The sequence below is a fragment of the Pseudomonas sp. 58(2021) genome, from assembly GCF_017491585.1.
In the GTDB taxonomy this organism is placed as follows: Bacteria; Pseudomonadota; Gammaproteobacteria; order Pseudomonadales; family Pseudomonadaceae; genus Aquipseudomonas; species Aquipseudomonas fluorescens_BT.
Window position 1 is genome coordinate 302,591 of sequence record NZ_JAFGYZ010000001.1, and the last position, 17,843, is coordinate 320,433.

Sequence of the window (17,843 nt, forward strand, 5' to 3'; positions counted from 1 at the left end):
ATCAGTGGCCGGGCGCCGTTTGCCGCCAGGCCTGGGAACGGCGCAGCAGGCCGCGCGAAGCCCACGCCAGCAGCAAGGACACGCCCGCCGAGGTGAACAGAATCAGGGTCGACATCGCCGCCGCGCCGCCGACGTTGCCGGCGTCATCCATGTTCAGCACCGCCACCGCCGCGAGGATGGTGTCGGGGCTGTAGAGGAAAATAGCGGCGGACACGGTGGTCATGGCCGAGACGAACAGGTAGCGCACGATGTCCAGCAGCGCCGGCAGGCAGATTGGCACGGTGACCCGCAGGTAATGCCGGTACAGCGGCGCTTTCAGCGACAGCGCGGCGGCTTCGAACTCGGCATCGAGCTGACGCAGCGCGGTGGTGGCGGTCATCTGCGCGGTGGTCAGATAGTGAGCAATGGTGCAGACGATCAGCAGGGTCATGGTCCCGTACAGCACGTGCAGCGGGTTGCCGGTGAGGTTGAAGAAGAAGACGTAACCCAGACCGAGCACCAGCCCAGGCACCGCCATCGGTACGAAACTGAGCATGCGCAACGTCAGATTCAGCCCGCGCTGGCTGCGGGTCTTTTCCATCAGGTAGGCGCCGGTAAAGATCAGCACGCTTCCGATCAACGCGGTTCCCAGCGCCATCTTCAAACTGTTGCCGTAGGCCAGCCAACCACCGCCGGCAGTTTCGTTGAACTGATAGTGGTTGAGTGACAGCGACAGGTTGTACGGCCAGAACTTCACCAGCGACGAGAACACCGCCATGCCGAATACCAGCAGCAACGCGGCGCTGATCAACAGAACAACGCTGAGATAAAAGGCATCGCGCTTCTTCGACGGTGCCGGTTTGAACACCTGGGCGCGGCCACTCATGGCGTCGCCGTGACGCCGACGCAACCAGGCATCGACGCCGAAGCTGAACAGCGCCGGCAGCAGCAGAACCATGCCGATCAACGCGCCGCGACCGAACTGCTGCTGGCCGACCACCGCTTTGTAGGCTTCCAGCGCCAGCACCTGATAGTCGCCACCGACCACCACCGGCACACCGAAATCGGTGATGGTCAGGGTGAACACCAGGCAGAACGCGGCGAAGACGGCCTGACGGGTCGCCGGCCAGGTGATACTGCGAAAAGCTTTCGCAGGGCTGGCGCCCATACTCGACGCGGCGTCGAACAGTCGCGCATCCGCCAGCGACAGGGCTGACAGCAAAATCATCAAGGCGTGTGGGAAGGTGTAGATCACCTCACCCAGAACAATCCCCCAAAAACCGTAGATGTTGTCCGACAACAGCCCCCGCAGCATGCCCTGATTGCCGAACAGATAGACCAGCGCAATCCCCGGCAGCATCGAAGGTGCCATCAGCGGCAGCAGGGAGATCCCGCGCCAGATGCCTTTGGCCGGAATCAACGTGCGCTGCAAGGCGTAGGCAAACAGGTAGGCCAGCGGTACGACGATCGCTGCGACGCTGAGGGAAACTTTCAGGCTGTTGCCGAGCAACCAGTGGAAATTGTCGCTGGTCACCAGCGCCTTTGCGGCGAGCCAGCCACCGCCCTGCCCGGCTTCGCTGCTGAAACCGCGCCAGAAGATCGCCAGCAATGGCAACAGCACCGCCACACCGAGCAGCACCAGCAGCAGGAGTTTGCCGCCGAGGACGAAGATCCGGTCGCCGACCTCGGCCCCGGACACCTGCCGCGCCTGCTTGTGCGGTAGCGGCAGTGCAAGGTTGCTGTTCATCAGGCAAACACCTGCAGGCTGCGCGGCGGCAAGGCGACCATGATCTGCTGGGCGCCGAGGCGCGGCATGGCTTCCGGCGCCAGTTCGGCGAGCAAGGCGTGACCGGGCAATTGATCGAGTTCGAAGCTCATGCGGCAGCGGTTGCCGAGGAAGGTGATCTCGCGGACCTTGGCCGGGAACAGGTTTTCCTCATGCACCAACGGATTGACGTTGATCGCTTCCGGGCGGCAGAACAGCCGGCCCGACGGGCTGTGGACGCTGCCGTCGGCCAGGCGCAGGTTCATCCCGCCGACCTTGGCGTGGCTGTCGCTGCTGCGCTGGAACGGCAGCCAGTTGCCCTGGCCGACAAACTCGGCCACGAACGGCGTAGCCGGGCGGTTGTAGATTTCCTGCGGAGTGGCGTATTGCTCGACCTTGCCGTTGTTCATCACAGCGATGCGGTCGGCCATCAGCATGGCTTCGTCCTGATTGTGGGTGACCATCAGGGTGGTGATGCCGAGGTTGCGTTGCAGTTGGCGCAGCTCGGTGCACAGATGCTCGCGGACCCGAGCGTCGAGGGCCGACATCGGTTCGTCGAGCAGCAACAGCGACGGCGCGGGGGCCAGGGCTCGGGCCAGTGCCACACGTTGCTGCTGGCCACCGGACAACTGGCCCGGGTACTTTTTCTCACTGCCGGTGAGGCCGACCAGTTCCAGCATCTGACCGACGCGACGGCGCACTTCATCGCGACCGCTGCCGGCGAGGCCGTAGGCAATGTTCGCTTCGACGGTCAGATTGGGGAACAGCGCGTAGGACTGGAACAGAATGCCGTAGTCCCGAGCCTGCGGCGCGAGGTGGGAAACGTCGCGCTCGCCGAGGTACAACTCGCCGCTGTCCTGCTTTTCCAGACCGGCGATGCAACGCAACAAAGTGGTCTTGCCGCAACCCGACGGGCCGAGCAGGCACACCAGCTCACCGGCTGCAACATCAAGGGAGACGTTATCCAGCGCAGTGAAGGCGCCGAAGCGCTTCTGCACGCCACGCACTTTCATCGGTGCGCCGGGGTTGGTCAGGGCAGTTGCGATTGCAGGGTTCATGGACAGACCTCATCAAGCAGATGAGACGAATCCTAGAGTTGTAATGCGTCGGTCATATGGCAGTGAGGCAAAAACGACCGATAGTGGTATTCAGGGATTTTGGTTCAGGTTTCAAGTCCTGTGCTGCCTAGTCCGACGCCTTCGCGAGCAAGCCCGCTCCCACAGGAGATAGTGTTCACAACACAGATCCAATGTGGGAGCTAGCCTGCTAGCGATGAGGCCGGCACAGGCACTGAAGATCTCAGGCCGGGGACATTTCCTGCGCCAGCCCGAGAAACGCCGCCGGCAACCGGGCGTTCTTGCGTTCCTTGAGGCAGTAGAGGTATTCGGGAATCTGCGGCGCATTTTCGAGCGTCAGCACCCGCAACTGCGGATCGTGCGGCACTTCCTGACGGGCAATGATGCTGATGCCGATGTTGCGCAGCACCGCCTCGCGGATCGACTCGCGGCTGCCGATTTCCAGCAACGGGCCGAAACTGACACCGGCACTGGCCAGCAATTCTTCGGTGAGACGCCGGGTGGTCGAGCCGGATTCACGCATCAGCAAGGTATGCCCGGCCAGCGCGCTCAGCGTGACATGGTCGTGCACCGCCAGCGGATGATTGCGATGCACCGCCAGCACCAGCGGATCGCTGCCGAGCACCCGACGGATCAGCCGTGCATCGTCGAGCAATTGCGACGACGCCGCGACATCCACCCGGTAATCCTCCAGCGCTTCGAGCACTTGTTGCGAGTTGCCGATTTCCACTGACACTTCCACCTGCGGCAGGCGCTCGCGGAAGGTCTTCACCAGATCGAGGATGTAATACGGCGCGGTGGCGGCGATGCGCAGCGTGCCCTGCACCTGGCCGCTGTTGCGCAGGAAAAACTCGATATCGGCTTCCTGCTGCAACAACGCCTTGACCATCGGCAACAGCCGCGCGCCTTCCTCGCTGACACTCAGACGCCGGCCGCCACGGTAGAACAGCTCCACCGAATACTGACTTTCCAGATTGCGGATCTGGGTGGTCACGGTCGGTTGGCTGAGGCCGAGTTTTTTCGCCGCCAGCGTGATGCTGCCCAGCCGGGCCACCATGTAAAACGCTTTCAGCTCGGCACTCAGCACAACCGTCCCTCTTCCTCTATTTGCGCAACAGGCGCAAACCGTTGAACACCACCAGCAGGCTCACGCCCATGTCGGCAAACACCGCCATCCACATGGTGGCGAGTCCGGCGAAGGTTACCCCAAGAAAGATGGCCTTGATCACCAATGCCAACGCAATGTTCTGTTTCAGGATACTGGCCGTGTTGCGGGACAGGCTGATGAAGGCCGGAATCTTGCGCAGATCGTCGTCCATCAGGGCGACATCGGCGGTTTCAATCGCCGTATCGGTTCCAGCCGCCGCCATCGCAAAACCGATCTCGGCCCGAGCCAGTGCCGGCGCGTCGTTGATACCGTCGCCGACCATGCCGACCCGACGGCCCTGCGCATACAGGTCTTCGATGGCTTGCAATTTGTCGGTCGGCAGCAAGTCGCCCTTGGCTTGATCGATTCCGACCTGCGCCGCAATCGCCTGCGCGGTGTGGACGTTGTCGCCGGTGAGCATCATGGTTTTCACGCCCAGTTCGTGCAGTTGGCGAATCGCCTCGCGGCTGGTTTCCTTGACCGTGTCGGCCACGGCGAACAGCGCCAGCGGGCCGGAACGATCGAGCAGCAGCACCACGGACTTTCCCTGCTTCTCCAGCGCGAACAGTGTTTCTTCCAATTGCGGCGAGCACAGGCCCAGTTCTTCCACCAGACGGTGGTTGCCCAAATGGTAGACCTGACCGTTGACCTCGCCTTTTACGCCACGGCCGGCCAGCGCTTCGAAGTTATCCACAACCAGCGCCGCGAAACCTTTATCCACAGCCGCATTGGCGACGGCCAGCGACACCGGGTGATCGGAGCGCCCGGCCAGTGCCGCGGCAATGGCCGGGGCCGTGGCGTCGGCGGTCGGATCGAGGGACAGGTAGTCGGTCTGCACCGGTTTGCCGTGGGTGATGGTGCCGGTCTTGTCGAGGGCCAGATAGTCGAGCTTGAAACCGCCCTCAAGGTACACGCCGCCCTTGACCAGAATGCCTTTGCGCGCCGCGGCAGCGAGGCCGCTGACGATGGTCACCGGCGTGGAAATCACCAATGCACACGGACACGCGACCACCAGCAGCACCAGTGCGCGGTAGATCCAGTCGAACCACGCGGCACCCATGAACAGCGGCGGGATGATCGCCACGGCCAGGGCCAGGACGAAGACCACCGGGGTGTAGATTTTCGAGAATTGATCGACGAAACGCTGGGTCGGCGCACGCGCGCCTTGCGCCTGCTCCACGGCGTGGATGATTCGCGCCAGGGTGGAATGGTTGGCCGCAGCGGTCACCGTGTATTCCAGCGAGCCGGCCTGGTTGATGGTGCCGGCGAACACCTTGTCGCCAACGGTTTTCTCCACCGGCAGGCTCTCACCGGTGATCGGCGCCTGATCGATGGTCGAGCTGCCGCTGACGACTTCACCGTCCAGCGCAATACGCTCGCCAGGTTTTACCCGCACGCGGGCGCCGAGATCGATACTTTTGACGTCCAGTTCGACCCAGTTGCCGTCAGCCTGCAACACCGTCGCCTGCTCCGGTGTCATCTGCATCAGGCCGCTGATGGCGTTGCGTGCGCGATCCAGCGAGCGCGCTTCGATCAGCTCGGCCACCGTGAACAGGAACATCACCATCGCCGCTTCCGGCCATTGGCCGATCAACACGGCGCCGGTCACGGCGATGCTCATCAGCGCGTTGATGTTGAGGTTGCGGTTCTTCAGGGCGATCCAGCCCTTCTTGTAGGTGGTGAGGCCGCCACTGAGGATCGAGATCAGCGCGATGATCGCCACCACCCAGGTCGGGGCAGCGCTGGTGAAGTGGATCACTTCGGCAGCGAGTGCGCCGACGCCAGACAGCGCCAGCGGCCACCAGTGTTTTTTCACCGGCGCAGGCATTGGCGCTTCGACACCTGCTTCCAGCGGCTCGGCCTGCATGCCGAGGGACTTGATCGCGTCGATGATCGGCGCGGTGTCCGGCAGATTGTGGGTCACGCCGAGCACGCGGTTGATCAGGTTGAATTCCAGTTGCTGGATCCCGGCCAGTTTGCCGAGCTTGTTCTGGATCAGCGTCTGCTCCGTCGGGCAATCCATCGCCTCGATGCGGAAACTGCTCAGCCGGGCGTCGGCGCTTTTCGCCTCGCTCAGTTGAATCAGCGACGGTGCCGCGGCTTTTGACGCACAGCAGGAATCAGCGCCGTGGTCGTGTTTATGCACAGGCTGCAATTTGTGGCTGTGGTCGTGTCCCGCGTGGGATTTGTGGGTGTGCTGGGAATCGCTCATTGGTCGCGTCCATGAAGGTGCCTGTTGCCAAGTAAAGACCCTGTAGCCACTATAGGGTCAAGCACCCTTTTGGAGATTGCCGTCATGAAAATCGGAGAACTGGCGAAACAGACCGATTGCGCCGTGGAAACCATCCGCTACTACGAACGCGAAAACCTGCTGCCGGAGCCGGCCCGCAGTGACGGCAACTACCGCGTCTACACCCAGGCCCACGCCGAACGCCTGACCTTCATCCGCAACTGCCGCACCCTCGACATGACCCTCGAAGAAATCCGCAGCCTGCTCGCCTTGCGCGACAGCCCGCAGGATCAGTGCGAAAGCGTGAATGCGCTGATTGACGAGCACATCCAGCACGTCAAGGCGCGGATCGACGGGTTACTGGCATTGCAGACGCAACTGCTCGACCTGCGCCAGCGCTGTGGCGAAGGGCCGGAGGCGGATCAGTGCGGGATCCTGCAGCGGCTGGAAGTCAGTGGCGGGGTTGTGGCGGCGGAGGTCGAGCATTCGCATGTAGGCCGTAGCCACGGTCATTAAGAACGGCAGAAACAATTGAGGGAGCCATTTGGCTCCCTCAATATTTGGTCACTCGTGCTTCAGACCGCCATCGGCGCGGTCATCGGCGCATGGTGCTCGTAGCCTTCCAGCGAGAAGTCGCTCGGCTCCACCAACTCCAGCCATTCCGGCTGGTACACGCCCGTCTTGGCAAACTCCGGCACGCGGTCCGAAATCTTCAGCTTCGGCATGGCGAACGGCTCGCGCTTGAGCTGTTCGTTGAGCATGTCGAGGTGGTTTTCGTAGACGTGGGCATCACCGATGAAATAGGTGAACCAGCGCGGCGTGTAGCCGGTCAGGCGACCGATCAGGCTCAGCAGCGCAGCGCCTTCGGTGAGGTTGAACGGCGTGCCCAGGCCCAGGTCGTTGGAGCGGATGTAGAGGGTCAGGGAAATTTCCTTGGTCTCGACATTCGGGTGGAACTGGTACAGCAGATGGCACGGCGGCAGGGCCATTTCATCGAGCTGGGCGCAGTTCCAGCCGTGGAACAGGATGCGGCGGCTGCCCGGGTCCTTGATGATCGTGTCGACGCACTGGCGCACCTGATCGATGGCTTTGTACAGCACCACATAGGCCTGGCCGTCTTCTTCGCCCTGGGCAATCTGCTTGTAGCCGTTGTTCAGGGTTTGCTCGATGGCGGCGGTGTTGCTCAACGGGATCTGCTTGTACGCCGGCCATTTGCGCCATTGCACGCCGTAGATCTCGCCGAGGTCGTCTTCGCCCTGGCGGAACGGGTTGGCCAGCCACTGGGCGTTTTCGTTGGCGTTCTGATCCCAGACCTTGCAGCCCAGCGCACGGAATTCGGCGGCGTTGTTCACGCCCCGCAGAAAGCCGCACATCTCGCCGATGGCCGATTTGAAGGCCATCTTGCGGGTGGTGATCGCCGGGAAACCTTCCTGCAGATCGAAGCGCAGCATGGCGCCCGGAAAGCTGATGGTGTTCACGCCGGTACGGTTGGCCTGTTTGGTGCCGTTGTTGATGACGTGCGACACCAGATCGAGATATTGCTTCATGAGTTACCTGTGTCCTTGCCCCCGGCCAACCGCGCCGGGGGTCGAATATTTAAGCTGTCGGGGCAACCGGCGCCGACGGGGCACGGCGATAGGCCAGCCAGATCAGGAACAGCCCGCCGATGATCATCGGTACGCAGAGTACCTGACCCATGGTCAGCCAGTTCCAGGCCAGGTAGCCCAGTTGCGCGTCCGGCACGCGGACGAATTCGACGATGAAACGGAAGATGCCATAGAACAGCGCGAACATGCCCGAGACCGCCATGGTCGGCCGCGGCTTGCGCGAGAACAGCCAGAGGATCAGGAACAGCGCGACACCTTCGAGCGCGAACTGATACAGCTGCGACGGATGACGCGGCAGTTGCGCCGGGTCGCTGAACGGCGGGAACACCATGGCCCACGGCACGTCGGTGGCCTTGCCCCACAGCTCGGCGTTGATGAAGTTGCCGATACGCCCGGCGCCCAGGCCGATCGGCACCATCGGCGCCACGAAGTCCATCAGCTGGAAGAACGACTTGCCATTACGCTTGCCGAACCACAACGCCGCCAGCATCACGCCGATGAAGCCACCGTGGAACGACATGCCGCCCTTCCACACCTCGAAAATCAGCGTCGGGTTGGCGATGTAGGCGCTCAGATCGTAGAACAGTACATAGCCCAGTCGCCCACCGACAATCACCCCCATCGACAGCCAGAACACCAGGTCGGAGAGTTTCTCCTTGGTCCAGGTCGGGTCGAAACGGTTAAGCCGGCGCGACGCCAGCAGCCACGCACCGCCGATGCCGACCAGATACATCAGGCCGTACCAATGGATTTTCAGCGGACCGATGGCCAGAGCCACCGGGTCGATCTGCGGGTAAGGCAGCATTGCGACTCCTCGTTAGCGTTCAAATCTTCAAAATTCCCGGGCGACGCTGCCACCTCAGGATTAAGCCAGGATTGTGGCCTGCTCAGAACAAAAAGCTCAGCCCCACGCAGAACAGCAAAGCGGCGAACAGCCGTTTCAGCAACTTCGGCGACAATTTGTGCGCCAGCCGCGCGCCGAGACGGGCGAATACCATGCTGGTCAGCGCAATGCCCAGCAACGCCGGCAGATACACAAACCCGAGACTATGGGCCGGCAGCAACGGATCATGCCAGCCAAGAATCATGAAACTTATTGCACTGGCCACGGCGATCGGCAGACCACAGGCCGACGAGGTCGCCACGGCCTGCTGCATCGGTACGCTGCGCCAGGTCAGGAACGGCACGGTCAGCGAGCCGCCGCCAATGCCGAAAATCGCCGAGGCCCAGCCGATCACACTGCCGGCCATGGTCAGACCAAGCTTGCCGGGCACCGTTCGGCTGGCCTTGGGTTTGACGTCCAGCGCCAGTTGCGCCGCGATCACCAGGGCGAACACGCCGATGATCTTCTGCAGGTTGGGCCCGGAAATCGCTTCGGCGGTCAGCGCGCCGAAACCGGCGCCTAGCAGGATGCCGACGGTCATCCACTTGAATATCGGCCAGCGCACCGCACCGCGTCGATGGTGTTCACGCACGGCATTGACCGACGTGAAGATGATCGTCGCCAGGGACGTGCCGACCGCCAGATGGGTCAGGATCGACGGATCGAAGCCCTGCAAGGTGAAACTGAACACCAGCACCGGGACGATGATAATCCCGCCGCCCACCCCGAACAGCCCGGCCAGTACGCCCGCACAGGCGCCCAGCGCCAGATAGAGCAGAAATTCCATGACCGCCTCCCAAGGCACGTCCCCAAAACCGGAGCGGCATGGTAACGGATGGATACCCTTCGGCTCCACTGGCGATGGATGCACGGACGATGTCTGCGTAGAGTGGACAAAAAACACACAAGGACCACCTTATGTGCCTGATCGTTTTCGCCTGGCGGCCGGGGCATGCCCAGCCGCTGATCGTCGCGGCCAACCGTGACGAGTTCTACGCCCGCCCCAGCCTGCCGCTGGCCCAGTGGCCCGAGTCGCCGAACGTCCATGCAGGCCGGGACCTGGAGGCCGGCGGCACCTGGCTCGGCCTCGGCGCCAACGGCCGTTTTGCCGCGCTGACCAACATCCGCGATCCTCATCAACCACCTGCAAGGCGCTCGCGGGGTGAACTGGTGGCGGGGTTTCTGACCGCAAACCTGTCGATTGACGACTACTTATCCGACGTTGTCGCCCGTTCCCCGGAATATGCCGGGTTCAATCTGCTGCTGGGCAATGCCAACGAGCTGTGGCATTTCAACGCCCGGTCTTCGGAACCGGTGATGTTGCAACCGGGCCTCTACGGGCTTTCAAACGCGGGGCTGGATACGCCGTGGCCGAAACTGCTCAAGGCCAAGGCAGCATTGAGTGCGGTGCTGGATGATCCGCAGCCCGACCGGTTGTTGGCGTTGTTGGGAGATGCGCAGACGGCACCGTTTGCCGAGCTGCCGGATACCGGCGTGGGGCTGGCGACCGAGTCGTTGCTGTCGAGTGTGTTTATTGCCAGCCAGAGCTACGGGACGCGGGCGAGTACGGCGCTGATCGTGCAGGCGGACGGGACGCGGCGGATGGTCGAGCGCAGTTTCGGGCCGTATGGCGGGCACTTGGGGGAAGTGGAAATCAACCTCTGAAGATCGCAGCCCGAAGGCTGCGATCCTGTGCTCAGAGAGGTTTGGCCGCCGCTGGACTGACCATCTTCGCCAACCCGAGGTTCTTCAGCGCCAGTTGCAGCGAGCTGTGGATAACTTGCGGATTGTCGATGGTCATCAGTTCCGCCAGCAGATCCTTGGCCTTGCTCAGGTTGATCTGGCGCAACATCCATTTCACCTTCGGCAGGTTGGTGGCGTTCATCGACAGGCTGTCGAAGCCCATCGCCATCAACAGCACCGCAGCCGCCGGATCACCGGCCATCTCGCCACAGATACTCACCGGCTTGCCTTCGGCATGGGCGTCGCGCACCACGGTCTGCAGGGCTTGCAGGACTGCCGGGTGCAGGTAGTCGTAGAGATCGGCCACCCGCGGGTTGTTGCGGTCCACCGCCAGCAGGTACTGGGTCAGGTCGTTAGAGCCGACCGACAGGAAGTCCACCATCCGCGCCAGTTCCTTGGTCTGGTAGACCGCCGCAGGAATTTCGATCATCACGCCCACCGGCGGCATCGGCACGTCGGTGCCTTCGTCGCGCACTTCGCCCCAGGCCCGGTGAATCAGGTGCAGCGCCTCTTCGAGCTCGTGGATGCCGGAAATCATCGGCAGCAGGATCCGCAGGTTGTTCAGGCCTTCGCTGGCCTTGAGCATCGCGCGGGTCTGCACCAGGAAGATTTCCGGGTGGTCGAGGGTGACGCGGATCCCGCGCCAGCCGAGGAACGGGTTGTCTTCCTTGATCGGGAAGTACGACAGCGACTTGTCGCCGCCGATGTCCAGGCTGCGCATGGTCACCGGTTGCGGGTGGAACGCGGCGAGCTGCTCGCGGTAGATCGCCAGTTGCTCCTTCTCGCTCGGGAAGCGCTGGTTGATCATGAACGGCACTTCGGTGCGGTACAGGCCAACGCCTTCGGCGCCACGCTTCTGCGCCCGCGCCACGTCCGCCAGCAGGCCGGTATTGACCCACAGCGGCATGCGGTGGCCATCGAGGGTCACGCATGGCAGGTCACGCAGGGTATCGAGCCCCAGCGCCAGTTGTTTCTCTTCCTCCACCACCTCGGTGAATTGTTTGCGCAGCACTTCGCTGGGGTTGGTGTAGACCTCACCCTTGGTGCCATCGACGATCATTTCGATGTTGTCGACCTTGGCGTACGGGAGGTCGACCAGGCCCATCACCGTCGGGATGCCCATGGCCCGGGCCAGGATCGCGACGTGGGAGTTACCCGAACCGAGCACCGACACCAGACCGACCAGCGTGCCTTCCGGCACCTCGCCGAGCATCGCCGGCGTCAGTTCTTCGCTGACCAGAATGGTCTTTTCCGGGTAGACCAGGTTTTGCTGGCGCTCCTCCTGCAAATAGGCGAGCAGCCGGCGGCCGAGGTCCTTGACGTCCGACGCCCGCTCACGCAGGTATTCGTCGTCCATCAAATCGAAACGGTTGACGTGATCGGTCACGACCTGACGCAGCGCGCCCTGGGCCCATTGGCCGGTCTTGATCACGTTGGTGATTTCACTGCCCAGCGAGGCATCGTCGAGCATCATCAGGTAGACGTCGAACAGCGCGCGCTCTTCCGGACGCAGCTGGGTCGCCAGCTTGGCCGACAACGCGCGCATGTCGGCGCGCACGCCTTCGATGGCGGTCTTGAACAGCGCCAGTTCCGCGTCGATGTCGGTGATGGTCTTGTCCGGCACCACGTCCAGGTCCGCCGGCGGCAGCATGACCACTGCGGTACCGACCGCCGCACCCGGCGAGCCCGGCACACCGACGAACTTGGCTTCCTGGATGCCCTTGCCCTGCCGGCCCAGACCACGGATCGACCCGGTGGCCTCGGCGTGAGCGATCACGCCGGCGAGCTGCGCGCTCATGGTCACGAGGAAGGCTTCTTCACCTTCATCGAACTGGCGGCGTTCCTTTTGCTGGATGACCAACACCCCGACGACACGACGGTGGTGAATGATCGGGGCTCCGAGGAACGAGGCGTAGCGCTCCTCGCCGGTCTCGGCGAAGTAGCGGTAACGCGGGTGATCCGCGGCGTTTTCGAGGTTCAGGGGTTCTTCACGCGTGCCGACCAGGCCGACCAGACCTTCGTTGGGTGCCATGCTGACCTTGCCGATCGAGCGCTTGTTCAAGCCCTCGGTGGCCATCAGGACGAAGCGGTTGGTCTCGGGATCAAGCAAGTAGACCGAGCAGACCTGGCTGCCCATGGCCTCTTTGACGCGCAACACAATAATCCCCAACGCCGCCTTGAGATCCTTGGCGGAGTTAACTTCCTGGACGATCTTGCGCAGCGTATTGAGCATGGCTCGGGGTCGAACTCCGTCGTCAGTCGCGCGCTAAAAGGCGCGGGGCAAGCTCTTTGAGAGCGCGGCGATACACTTCGCGCTTGAATGTCACCACCTGGCCCAACGGATACCAATAGCTGACCCAGCGCCAGCCATCGAACTCCGGTTTACCGGTCAAATCCATCCGCACCCGCTGCTCGTTGGAGATCAGGCGCAGGAGAAACCACTTCTGCTTCTGGCCGATGCACAGCGGTTGGCTGTGGGTTCGCACCAGACGTTGCGGCAAACGATAGCGCAACCAGCCCCGGGTACAGGCGAGAATTTCAACATCTTCGCGTTCCAGGCCCACTTCTTCGTTCAACTCGCGGTACAAGGCGTCTTCCGGCGTCTCCTCGGGATTGATTCCCCCTTGCGGAAACTGCCAGGCATCTTGATTGATACGGCGAGCCCATAGCACCTGGCCGGCGTCATTCGTCAGAATGATCCCGACATTAGGACGGAAACCATCGGGGTCGATCACGGCAACAACCTCGCAAACGCATGTCGCCGCATTGTTCCACAAAGCTTGTGAAGGCGGCAACGAAGGTTCCGAGCTTATGTGCACTCTTGTGAAAAGACCGTATTCTTGTGGCCTTTTTACTGACTTTTCAGCGGGTAACTGCAATGCGCCTGGCTTTATTCGATTTGGACAACACCCTTCTGGGCGGCGACAGCGATCACGCCTGGGGCGACTATCTGTGTGAACGCGGCTTCCTCGACCCGATCGCCTACAAGGCGCGCAACGACGAGTTCTACCAGGATTACCTGGCGGGCAAACTGGATAACGCGGCGTACCTGAACTTCTGCCTGGAAATCCTCGGCCGCACCGAGATGGCCGTGCTTGAGCAATGGCACAACGATTACATGCGCGACTGCATCGAGCCGATCGTTCTGCCGAAGGCGCTTGAGCTGCTGAAAAAGCACCGCGACGCCGGCGACAAACTGGTGATCATCACTGCCACCAACCGCTTCGTCACCGCACCGATTGCCGTGCGCCTGGGCGTTGAAACCCTGATCGCCACCGAGTGCGAGATGCAGGATGGCCGCTACACCGGCCGCAGCACCGACGTGCCGTGCTTTCGCGAAGGCAAGGTGACGCGCCTGAACCGCTGGCTGGAAGAAACCGGGCATTCGCTGGAAGACAGCTACTTCTACAGCGACTCGATGAATGATCTGCCGCTGCTGGAGCAGGTGGTGAATCCGGTGGCCGTTGATCCGGACCCGAACCTGCGGGCCGAAGCCGAGAAGCGTGGCTGGTCGGTCATCTCGCTGCGCGATTGATGCCGAGACCGGGCGCCGGGCCTCAAACCGGTTTGGCGCCCATCAATCCGGCAATCGCGACAAAGCAGACAAAACTGAACAGCGCCAGGGCAAAGCTGAACCGGCCGACGCCACCCGGCGTCTTGCGCAAGCGGCTCAAGCGCACCAGCAGCCAGAACCACGCCAGCGCCGACACGGTGTACAGCACGCTGGAGGCCAGAATCCAGGTCTGCCCCAACGGCCAGCCCACCAGATGCACCATCCACCAGCCGGTAAACGGCATGCTCAGCAGCGCCAGCCCCATCAGCAGCCAGACAAACACCCGCGGCCGCTGCAACGTGCGGCTGCCCGCCGTCGCATCCCCCTTGCGCCGGGCCAGGAAAACCCAGACGCCCAGCCCCAACGCACTCGCCAGCAAAACCACGGTGGCGACCATGTGCGCCGTTTTCAGGGCAGTTAATGTTTCCATTGTCGAATTTCCTTATGGCCTGCCCATCAGCGTAGCCGCTCAGCCAAGAAACAGCTGATAGGCCGGGTTGTCGCTTTCGTCCCAGTACGGGTAGCCGATTTGCGCCAGCGCTGCGGGAACCAGGTGACGCTCCTCGTGAGGCACCTGCAGACCGGCGACCACACGACCGTCCGCCGCGCCGTGGTTGCGGTAGTGGAACATCGAGATGTTCCAGCGCCCGCCGAGCTTGTTGAGGAAGTTGAACAGCGCCCCCGGACGCTCCGGGAACTCGAAGCGCAGCACCACTTCATCGACCACCTGCGCCGCGCGCCCGCCGACCATGTGGCGGATGTGCAGCTTGGCCAGTTCGTTGTCGGTCAGGTCCAGTACCGGGAAACCCTGTTCGGTCAGGCTCGCCAGCAGTGCACTGCGCGGGTCGTTGTCCGGGTGGGTCTGCACCCCGACGAAGATGTGCGCTTCGCTGCCATTGTTGTAGCGATAGTTGAATTCGGTGATCTGGCGCTTGCCGATGGCTTCGCAGAACGCCTTGAAGCTGCCGGCCTTCTCCGGGATGGTCACGGCGATGATCGCTTCACGGCCTTCACCCAACTCGGCGCGCTCGGCGACGTGGCGCAAACGATCGAAGTTGACGTTGGCCCCGGAGTCGATGGCGACGAAGGTCTTGCCGCTGACGCCGCGCTGCTCGACATACTTCTTGATCCCGGCCACGCCCAGTGCACCGGCAGGCTCGGTGATCGAACGGGTATCGTCGTAGATGTCCTTGATCGCCGCGCAGATTTCGTCGGTGCTGACGGTGATCACTTCATCGACGTAATCCTTGCAGATATCGAACGTGTGCTGGCCGATCTGCGCCACCGCCACGCCGTCGGCGAAAATGCCCACGGTCGGCAGCACGACGCGCTCGCCCGCCGCCATCGCCGCTTGCAGGCAATTGGAGTCGTCGGGCTCAACGCCGATGACCTTGATGTCCGGACGCAGGTATTTCACGTAGGCCGCGATACCGGCGATCAGGCCGCCGCCGCCCACCGGGACGAAAATCGCGTCCAGTGGCTGCGGGTGCTGGCGCAGGATTTCCATCGCCACGGTGCCCTGCCCGGCAATGGTGTGCGGATCGTCGTACGGGTGGATGTAGACGTAGCCTTTTTCATCGACCAGTTTCAGCGAATAGGCCAGTGCTTCCGGGAAAGAATCGCCGTGCAGCACCACTTTGCCGCCACGGGAACGCACGCCTTCGACCTTGATCTCCGGGGTGGTCTTGGGCATCACGATAGTCGCCTTCACGCCCAGCACTTTCGCCGCCAGGGCCAGACCCTGCGCATGGTTGCCCGCCGACGCGGTGACCACGCCGCGAGCGCGTTCTGCGTCGCTCAACTGGGTCAGCTTGTTGTAGGCGCCGCGAATCTTGAACGAGAACACCGGCTGCAAGTCTTCGCGCTTGAGCCAGATGTCGTTGCCCAGCCGCTCGGAGAGCTGGCGAGCGTTCTGCAGCGGGGTTTCTACGGCAACGTCATAAACGCGCGAGGTGAGGATCTTCTTGACGTACTGTTCGAGCATCGGAAAGCATCACTGAGCGGGTTGGGCAGGGCCAACGAGTCTAACCCGGCTTTCGGGCGCACGACCACACGAATCCAGAGGTTTTAGCCCGGCTTGAGGCTATAATGCCGGCCTTTCCGTTCTTACCTTGCCCGCTTCCGGAGCCCGCATGACCCAGGATCAACTCAAACAGGCCGTGGCCCAGGCCGCCGTCGACTTCATCCTTCCGAAACTCGACGACAAGAGCATCGTCGGGGTCGGCACCGGCTCCACCGCCAACTGTTTCATTGACGCCCTGGCCCAGCACAAGGGCGCGTTCGATGGCGCCGTCGCCAGTTCCGAAGCCACCGCTGCGCGCCTCAAGGGCCACGGCATTCCGGTGTATGAGCTGAACACGGTCAGCGACCTGGAGTTCTACATCGACGGCGCCGACGAAAGCGACGCGCACCTGAACCTGATCAAGGGCGGCGGCGCAGCCCTGACCCGCGAGAAGATCGTCGCGGCCGTGGCCAAGACCTTCATCTGCATCGCCGACGGCAGCAAACTGGTGCCGGTGCTCGGCGCGTTCCCGCTGCCGGTGGAAGTGATCCCGATGGCCCGCAGCCACGTGGCCCGCCAACTGGTGAAACTGGGCGGCGACCCGGTCTACCGCGAAGGCGTGCTGACCGACAACGGCAACATCATCCTCGACGTGCACAACCTGCAGATCACCAACCCGGTGGAGCTGGAAGCACAGATCAATGCGATCGTCGGCGTGGTCACCAACGGCTTGTTCGCGGCGCGCCCGGCGGATCTGCTGTTGCTGGGTACCAGCGAAGGCGTGAAAACCCTGAAGGCCGAGTAAGCCTGAAGATCCTGTGGGAGCCTGCCCGCTCCCACAGGGGTTCAAAGAAGAATGTCAGTTCTGCTCTGGCTTTCTGAAGACATAAAACAGATTCGGCTCGCTCACCAGATACAACGCTCCGTCGTCATCCATCGCGATACCTTCCGCCTGCGGCACGGTTTTCTTCAGTCCTTGCCGGCCACCGCGCAACGACATCGTGCTCAACGGGCGCCCGTCCACATCCAGCTCCAGAATCAGCCGTGACTCGTCCGACAGTGCCAGCAGATGACCGCTGCGCTCGTCGTATTGCAGGCTCGACAGGTCGCGCACGAACATTCCGGCATCGCGCTTGGGATTGTTGATCACGTGTACCGCGTAGGACTTTTCCGGATTGAAGTGCGGAAAACCGTGCACCTCGTAGATCAGCATCGGATCGCGCTCCTTGGCCACGAACAGGCGCTTGCCCACTGAGTCGTAAGCCAGACCTTCGAAACCCTTGTTACCGCTCATGTGCACGCCGAGCGTCATCTGCTCGGCGTCCGCCGCATCGAGGAACGTGGTGTCGTGCTCCAGATGAATCTTGATCAGACGCTGCTGGCGCTCGTCGGTGATCACGTAAGTGTCGGCACTGATGAACTCGACCGCCTCCGCATCGCCGAAACCGATCAGCGCGACACGGCGCAGTATCCGCCCCTCAAGCGACAGCTCGATCAGCTCGGCATTCTTGTTGGTGACGGTGAACAGGCTCTTGCGCACCGGATCGTAGGTCAGCGCGGAGACGTCATCGTTCAGCCCCTCGATGACCCGAGCCTCGATGCCCACTCGATACTGATCCAGATTGATCGCTTCAATGCTGTGGGGCTGCCAGTGACTTTGCAGGTTGAACCAGGCGCGCTCGAACAGACGCAGGTATTGGCCGATCGCAATCAATACGATCAGGGCAATCACCGAAAGGATGATCAGAAGAGGCTTGGGACGGGCAAGTCGACGCATGCGGGTTGTGCTCGGGATCAAAACAGGCGGATGAAATATCACGCCTGTCTGAATCGAAGCTTAAAGGCCACTTGCCCCGCA

16 protein-coding genes are annotated in these 17,843 nt (G+C 62.5%); 4 read left to right on the forward strand and 12 right to left on the reverse strand.

All coding sequences use genetic code 11. From position 1 onward, the window contains the following. Window position 1 precedes the first annotated feature (1 nt). From J5M72_RS01395 to J5M72_RS01410, 4 genes are all read right to left on the reverse strand, one after another. Entirely contained in the window at window positions 2–1,726 is a 1,725-nt protein-coding gene (locus J5M72_RS01395; RefSeq protein ID WP_169432336.1) for a putative 2-aminoethylphosphonate ABC transporter permease subunit, read from the reverse strand. After that, on the reverse strand, window positions 1,726–2,802 hold the full coding sequence (locus J5M72_RS01400; protein WP_007953451.1) for a putative 2-aminoethylphosphonate ABC transporter ATP-binding protein: 1,077 nt from the start codon (window positions 2,800–2,802) through the stop codon (window positions 1,726–1,728). Before J5M72_RS01400 ends, J5M72_RS01395 begins: the two co-directional genes overlap by 1 nt. A 241-nt stretch (window positions 2,803–3,043) precedes the next feature. Next, window positions 3,044–3,907, reverse strand: a complete 864-nt coding sequence (locus tag J5M72_RS01405) for a LysR family transcriptional regulator (RefSeq protein WP_207863816.1) — start codon at window positions 3,905–3,907, stop codon at window positions 3,044–3,046. Window positions 3,908–3,923: 16 nt separating this feature from the next. Further along, on the reverse strand, window positions 3,924–6,179 hold the full coding sequence (locus J5M72_RS01410) for a heavy metal translocating P-type ATPase (protein WP_207863817.1): 2,256 nt from the start codon (window positions 6,177–6,179) through the stop codon (window positions 3,924–3,926). Between the two features lie 84 nt (window positions 6,180–6,263). Between J5M72_RS01410 and cadR the strand changes: the two genes are divergently transcribed. After that, entirely contained in the window at window positions 6,264–6,713 is a 450-nt protein-coding gene (cadR, locus tag J5M72_RS01415) for a Cd(II)/Pb(II)-responsive transcriptional regulator (RefSeq protein WP_007953454.1), read from the forward strand. Window positions 6,714–6,772: 59 nt separating this feature from the next. Here the strand turns inward: cadR and J5M72_RS01420 are convergent, their stop codons facing one another. From J5M72_RS01420 to J5M72_RS01430, 3 genes are all read right to left on the reverse strand, one after another. Beyond that, window positions 6,773–7,744 carry a thymidylate synthase gene (locus tag J5M72_RS01420; RefSeq protein ID WP_169432339.1) on the reverse strand — a complete coding sequence of 324 codons (972 nt, stop codon included), beginning with the start codon at window positions 7,742–7,744 and terminating at the stop codon, window positions 6,773–6,775. Between the two features lie 49 nt (window positions 7,745–7,793). Beyond that, on the reverse strand, window positions 7,794–8,609 hold the full coding sequence (lgt, locus tag J5M72_RS01425) for a prolipoprotein diacylglyceryl transferase (protein ID WP_169432340.1): 816 nt from the start codon (window positions 8,607–8,609) through the stop codon (window positions 7,794–7,796). A gap of 82 nt (window positions 8,610–8,691) precedes the next feature. Continuing rightward, window positions 8,692–9,474, reverse strand: a complete 783-nt coding sequence (locus J5M72_RS01430; protein ID WP_096817504.1) for a sulfite exporter TauE/SafE family protein — start codon at window positions 9,472–9,474, stop codon at window positions 8,692–8,694. Window positions 9,475–9,605: 131 nt separating this feature from the next. Between J5M72_RS01430 and J5M72_RS01435 the strand changes: the two genes are divergently transcribed. Then, on the forward strand, window positions 9,606–10,352 hold the full coding sequence (locus J5M72_RS01435; protein ID WP_169432341.1) for an NRDE family protein: 747 nt from the start codon (window positions 9,606–9,608) through the stop codon (window positions 10,350–10,352). Window positions 10,353–10,383: 31 nt separating this feature from the next. On the opposite strand, the gene ptsP is transcribed toward J5M72_RS01435, so the two are convergent. Beyond that, entirely contained in the window at window positions 10,384–12,663 is a 2,280-nt protein-coding gene (ptsP, locus tag J5M72_RS01440) for a phosphoenolpyruvate--protein phosphotransferase (RefSeq protein WP_207863818.1), read from the reverse strand. Window positions 12,664–12,685: 22 nt separating this feature from the next. Then, entirely contained in the window at window positions 12,686–13,165 is a 480-nt protein-coding gene (locus J5M72_RS01445) for an RNA pyrophosphohydrolase (RefSeq protein WP_003229203.1), read from the reverse strand. Between the two features lie 143 nt (window positions 13,166–13,308). Between J5M72_RS01445 and J5M72_RS01450 the strand changes: the two genes are divergently transcribed. Beyond that, window positions 13,309–13,965 carry an HAD family hydrolase gene (locus J5M72_RS01450; RefSeq protein ID WP_207863819.1) on the forward strand — a complete coding sequence of 219 codons (657 nt, stop codon included), beginning with the start codon at window positions 13,309–13,311 and terminating at the stop codon, window positions 13,963–13,965. A gap of 22 nt (window positions 13,966–13,987) precedes the next feature. Here the strand turns inward: J5M72_RS01450 and J5M72_RS01455 are convergent, their stop codons facing one another. After that, on the reverse strand, window positions 13,988–14,413 hold the full coding sequence (locus tag J5M72_RS01455) for a DUF2269 domain-containing protein (RefSeq protein WP_207863820.1): 426 nt from the start codon (window positions 14,411–14,413) through the stop codon (window positions 13,988–13,990). 39 nt (window positions 14,414–14,452) lie between these two features. Next, window positions 14,453–15,967 carry a threonine ammonia-lyase, biosynthetic gene (ilvA, locus tag J5M72_RS01460; protein ID WP_169432345.1) on the reverse strand — a complete coding sequence of 505 codons (1,515 nt, stop codon included), beginning with the start codon at window positions 15,965–15,967 and terminating at the stop codon, window positions 14,453–14,455. A gap of 148 nt (window positions 15,968–16,115) precedes the next feature. Here ilvA and rpiA point away from each other — a divergent pair, with 148 nt between their 5' ends. Further along, entirely contained in the window at window positions 16,116–16,790 is a 675-nt protein-coding gene (rpiA, locus tag J5M72_RS01465) for a ribose-5-phosphate isomerase RpiA (protein WP_169432346.1), read from the forward strand. Window positions 16,791–16,844: 54 nt separating this feature from the next. Here rpiA and J5M72_RS01470 read toward each other — a convergent pair whose 3' ends face one another. Further along, complete coding sequence (locus J5M72_RS01470) at window positions 16,845–17,762, reverse strand: SdiA-regulated domain-containing protein (protein WP_207863821.1); 918 nt, start codon at window positions 17,760–17,762, stop codon at window positions 16,845–16,847. Window positions 17,763–17,843 lie beyond the last annotated feature (81 nt).

Coding starts and splice junctions, on each gene's coding strand:
- lgt (WP_169432340.1), bottom strand. CDS start 8,609: ATGCTGCCTTACCCGCAGATCGACCCGGTGGCTCTGGCCATCGGTCCG.
- J5M72_RS01450 (WP_207863819.1), top strand. CDS start 13,309: ATGCGCCTGGCTTTATTCGATTTGGACAACACCCTTCTGGGCGGCGAC.
- rpiA (WP_169432346.1), top strand. CDS start 16,116: ATGACCCAGGATCAACTCAAACAGGCCGTGGCCCAGGCCGCCGTCGAC.
- J5M72_RS01435 (WP_169432341.1), top strand. CDS start 9,606: ATGTGCCTGATCGTTTTCGCCTGGCGGCCGGGGCATGCCCAGCCGCTG.
- J5M72_RS01420 (WP_169432339.1), bottom strand. CDS start 7,744: ATGAAGCAATATCTCGATCTGGTGTCGCACGTCATCAACAACGGCACC.
- J5M72_RS01400 (WP_007953451.1), bottom strand. CDS start 2,802: ATGAACCCTGCAATCGCAACTGCCCTGACCAACCCCGGCGCACCGATG.
- J5M72_RS01470 (WP_207863821.1), bottom strand. CDS start 17,762: ATGCGTCGACTTGCCCGTCCCAAGCCTCTTCTGATCATCCTTTCGGTG.
- J5M72_RS01455 (WP_207863820.1), bottom strand. CDS start 14,413: ATGGAAACATTAACTGCCCTGAAAACGGCGCACATGGTCGCCACCGTG.
- ilvA (WP_169432345.1), bottom strand. CDS start 15,967: ATGCTCGAACAGTACGTCAAGAAGATCCTCACCTCGCGCGTTTATGAC.
- J5M72_RS01430 (WP_096817504.1), bottom strand. CDS start 9,474: ATGGAATTTCTGCTCTATCTGGCGCTGGGCGCCTGTGCGGGCGTACTG.
- J5M72_RS01395 (WP_169432336.1), bottom strand. CDS start 1,726: ATGAACAGCAACCTTGCACTGCCGCTACCGCACAAGCAGGCGCGGCAG.
- J5M72_RS01410 (WP_207863817.1), bottom strand. CDS start 6,179: ATGAGCGATTCCCAGCACACCCACAAATCCCACGCGGGACACGACCAC.
- ptsP (WP_207863818.1), bottom strand. CDS start 12,663: ATGCTCAATACGCTGCGCAAGATCGTCCAGGAAGTTAACTCCGCCAAG.
- cadR (WP_007953454.1), top strand. CDS start 6,264: ATGAAAATCGGAGAACTGGCGAAACAGACCGATTGCGCCGTGGAAACC.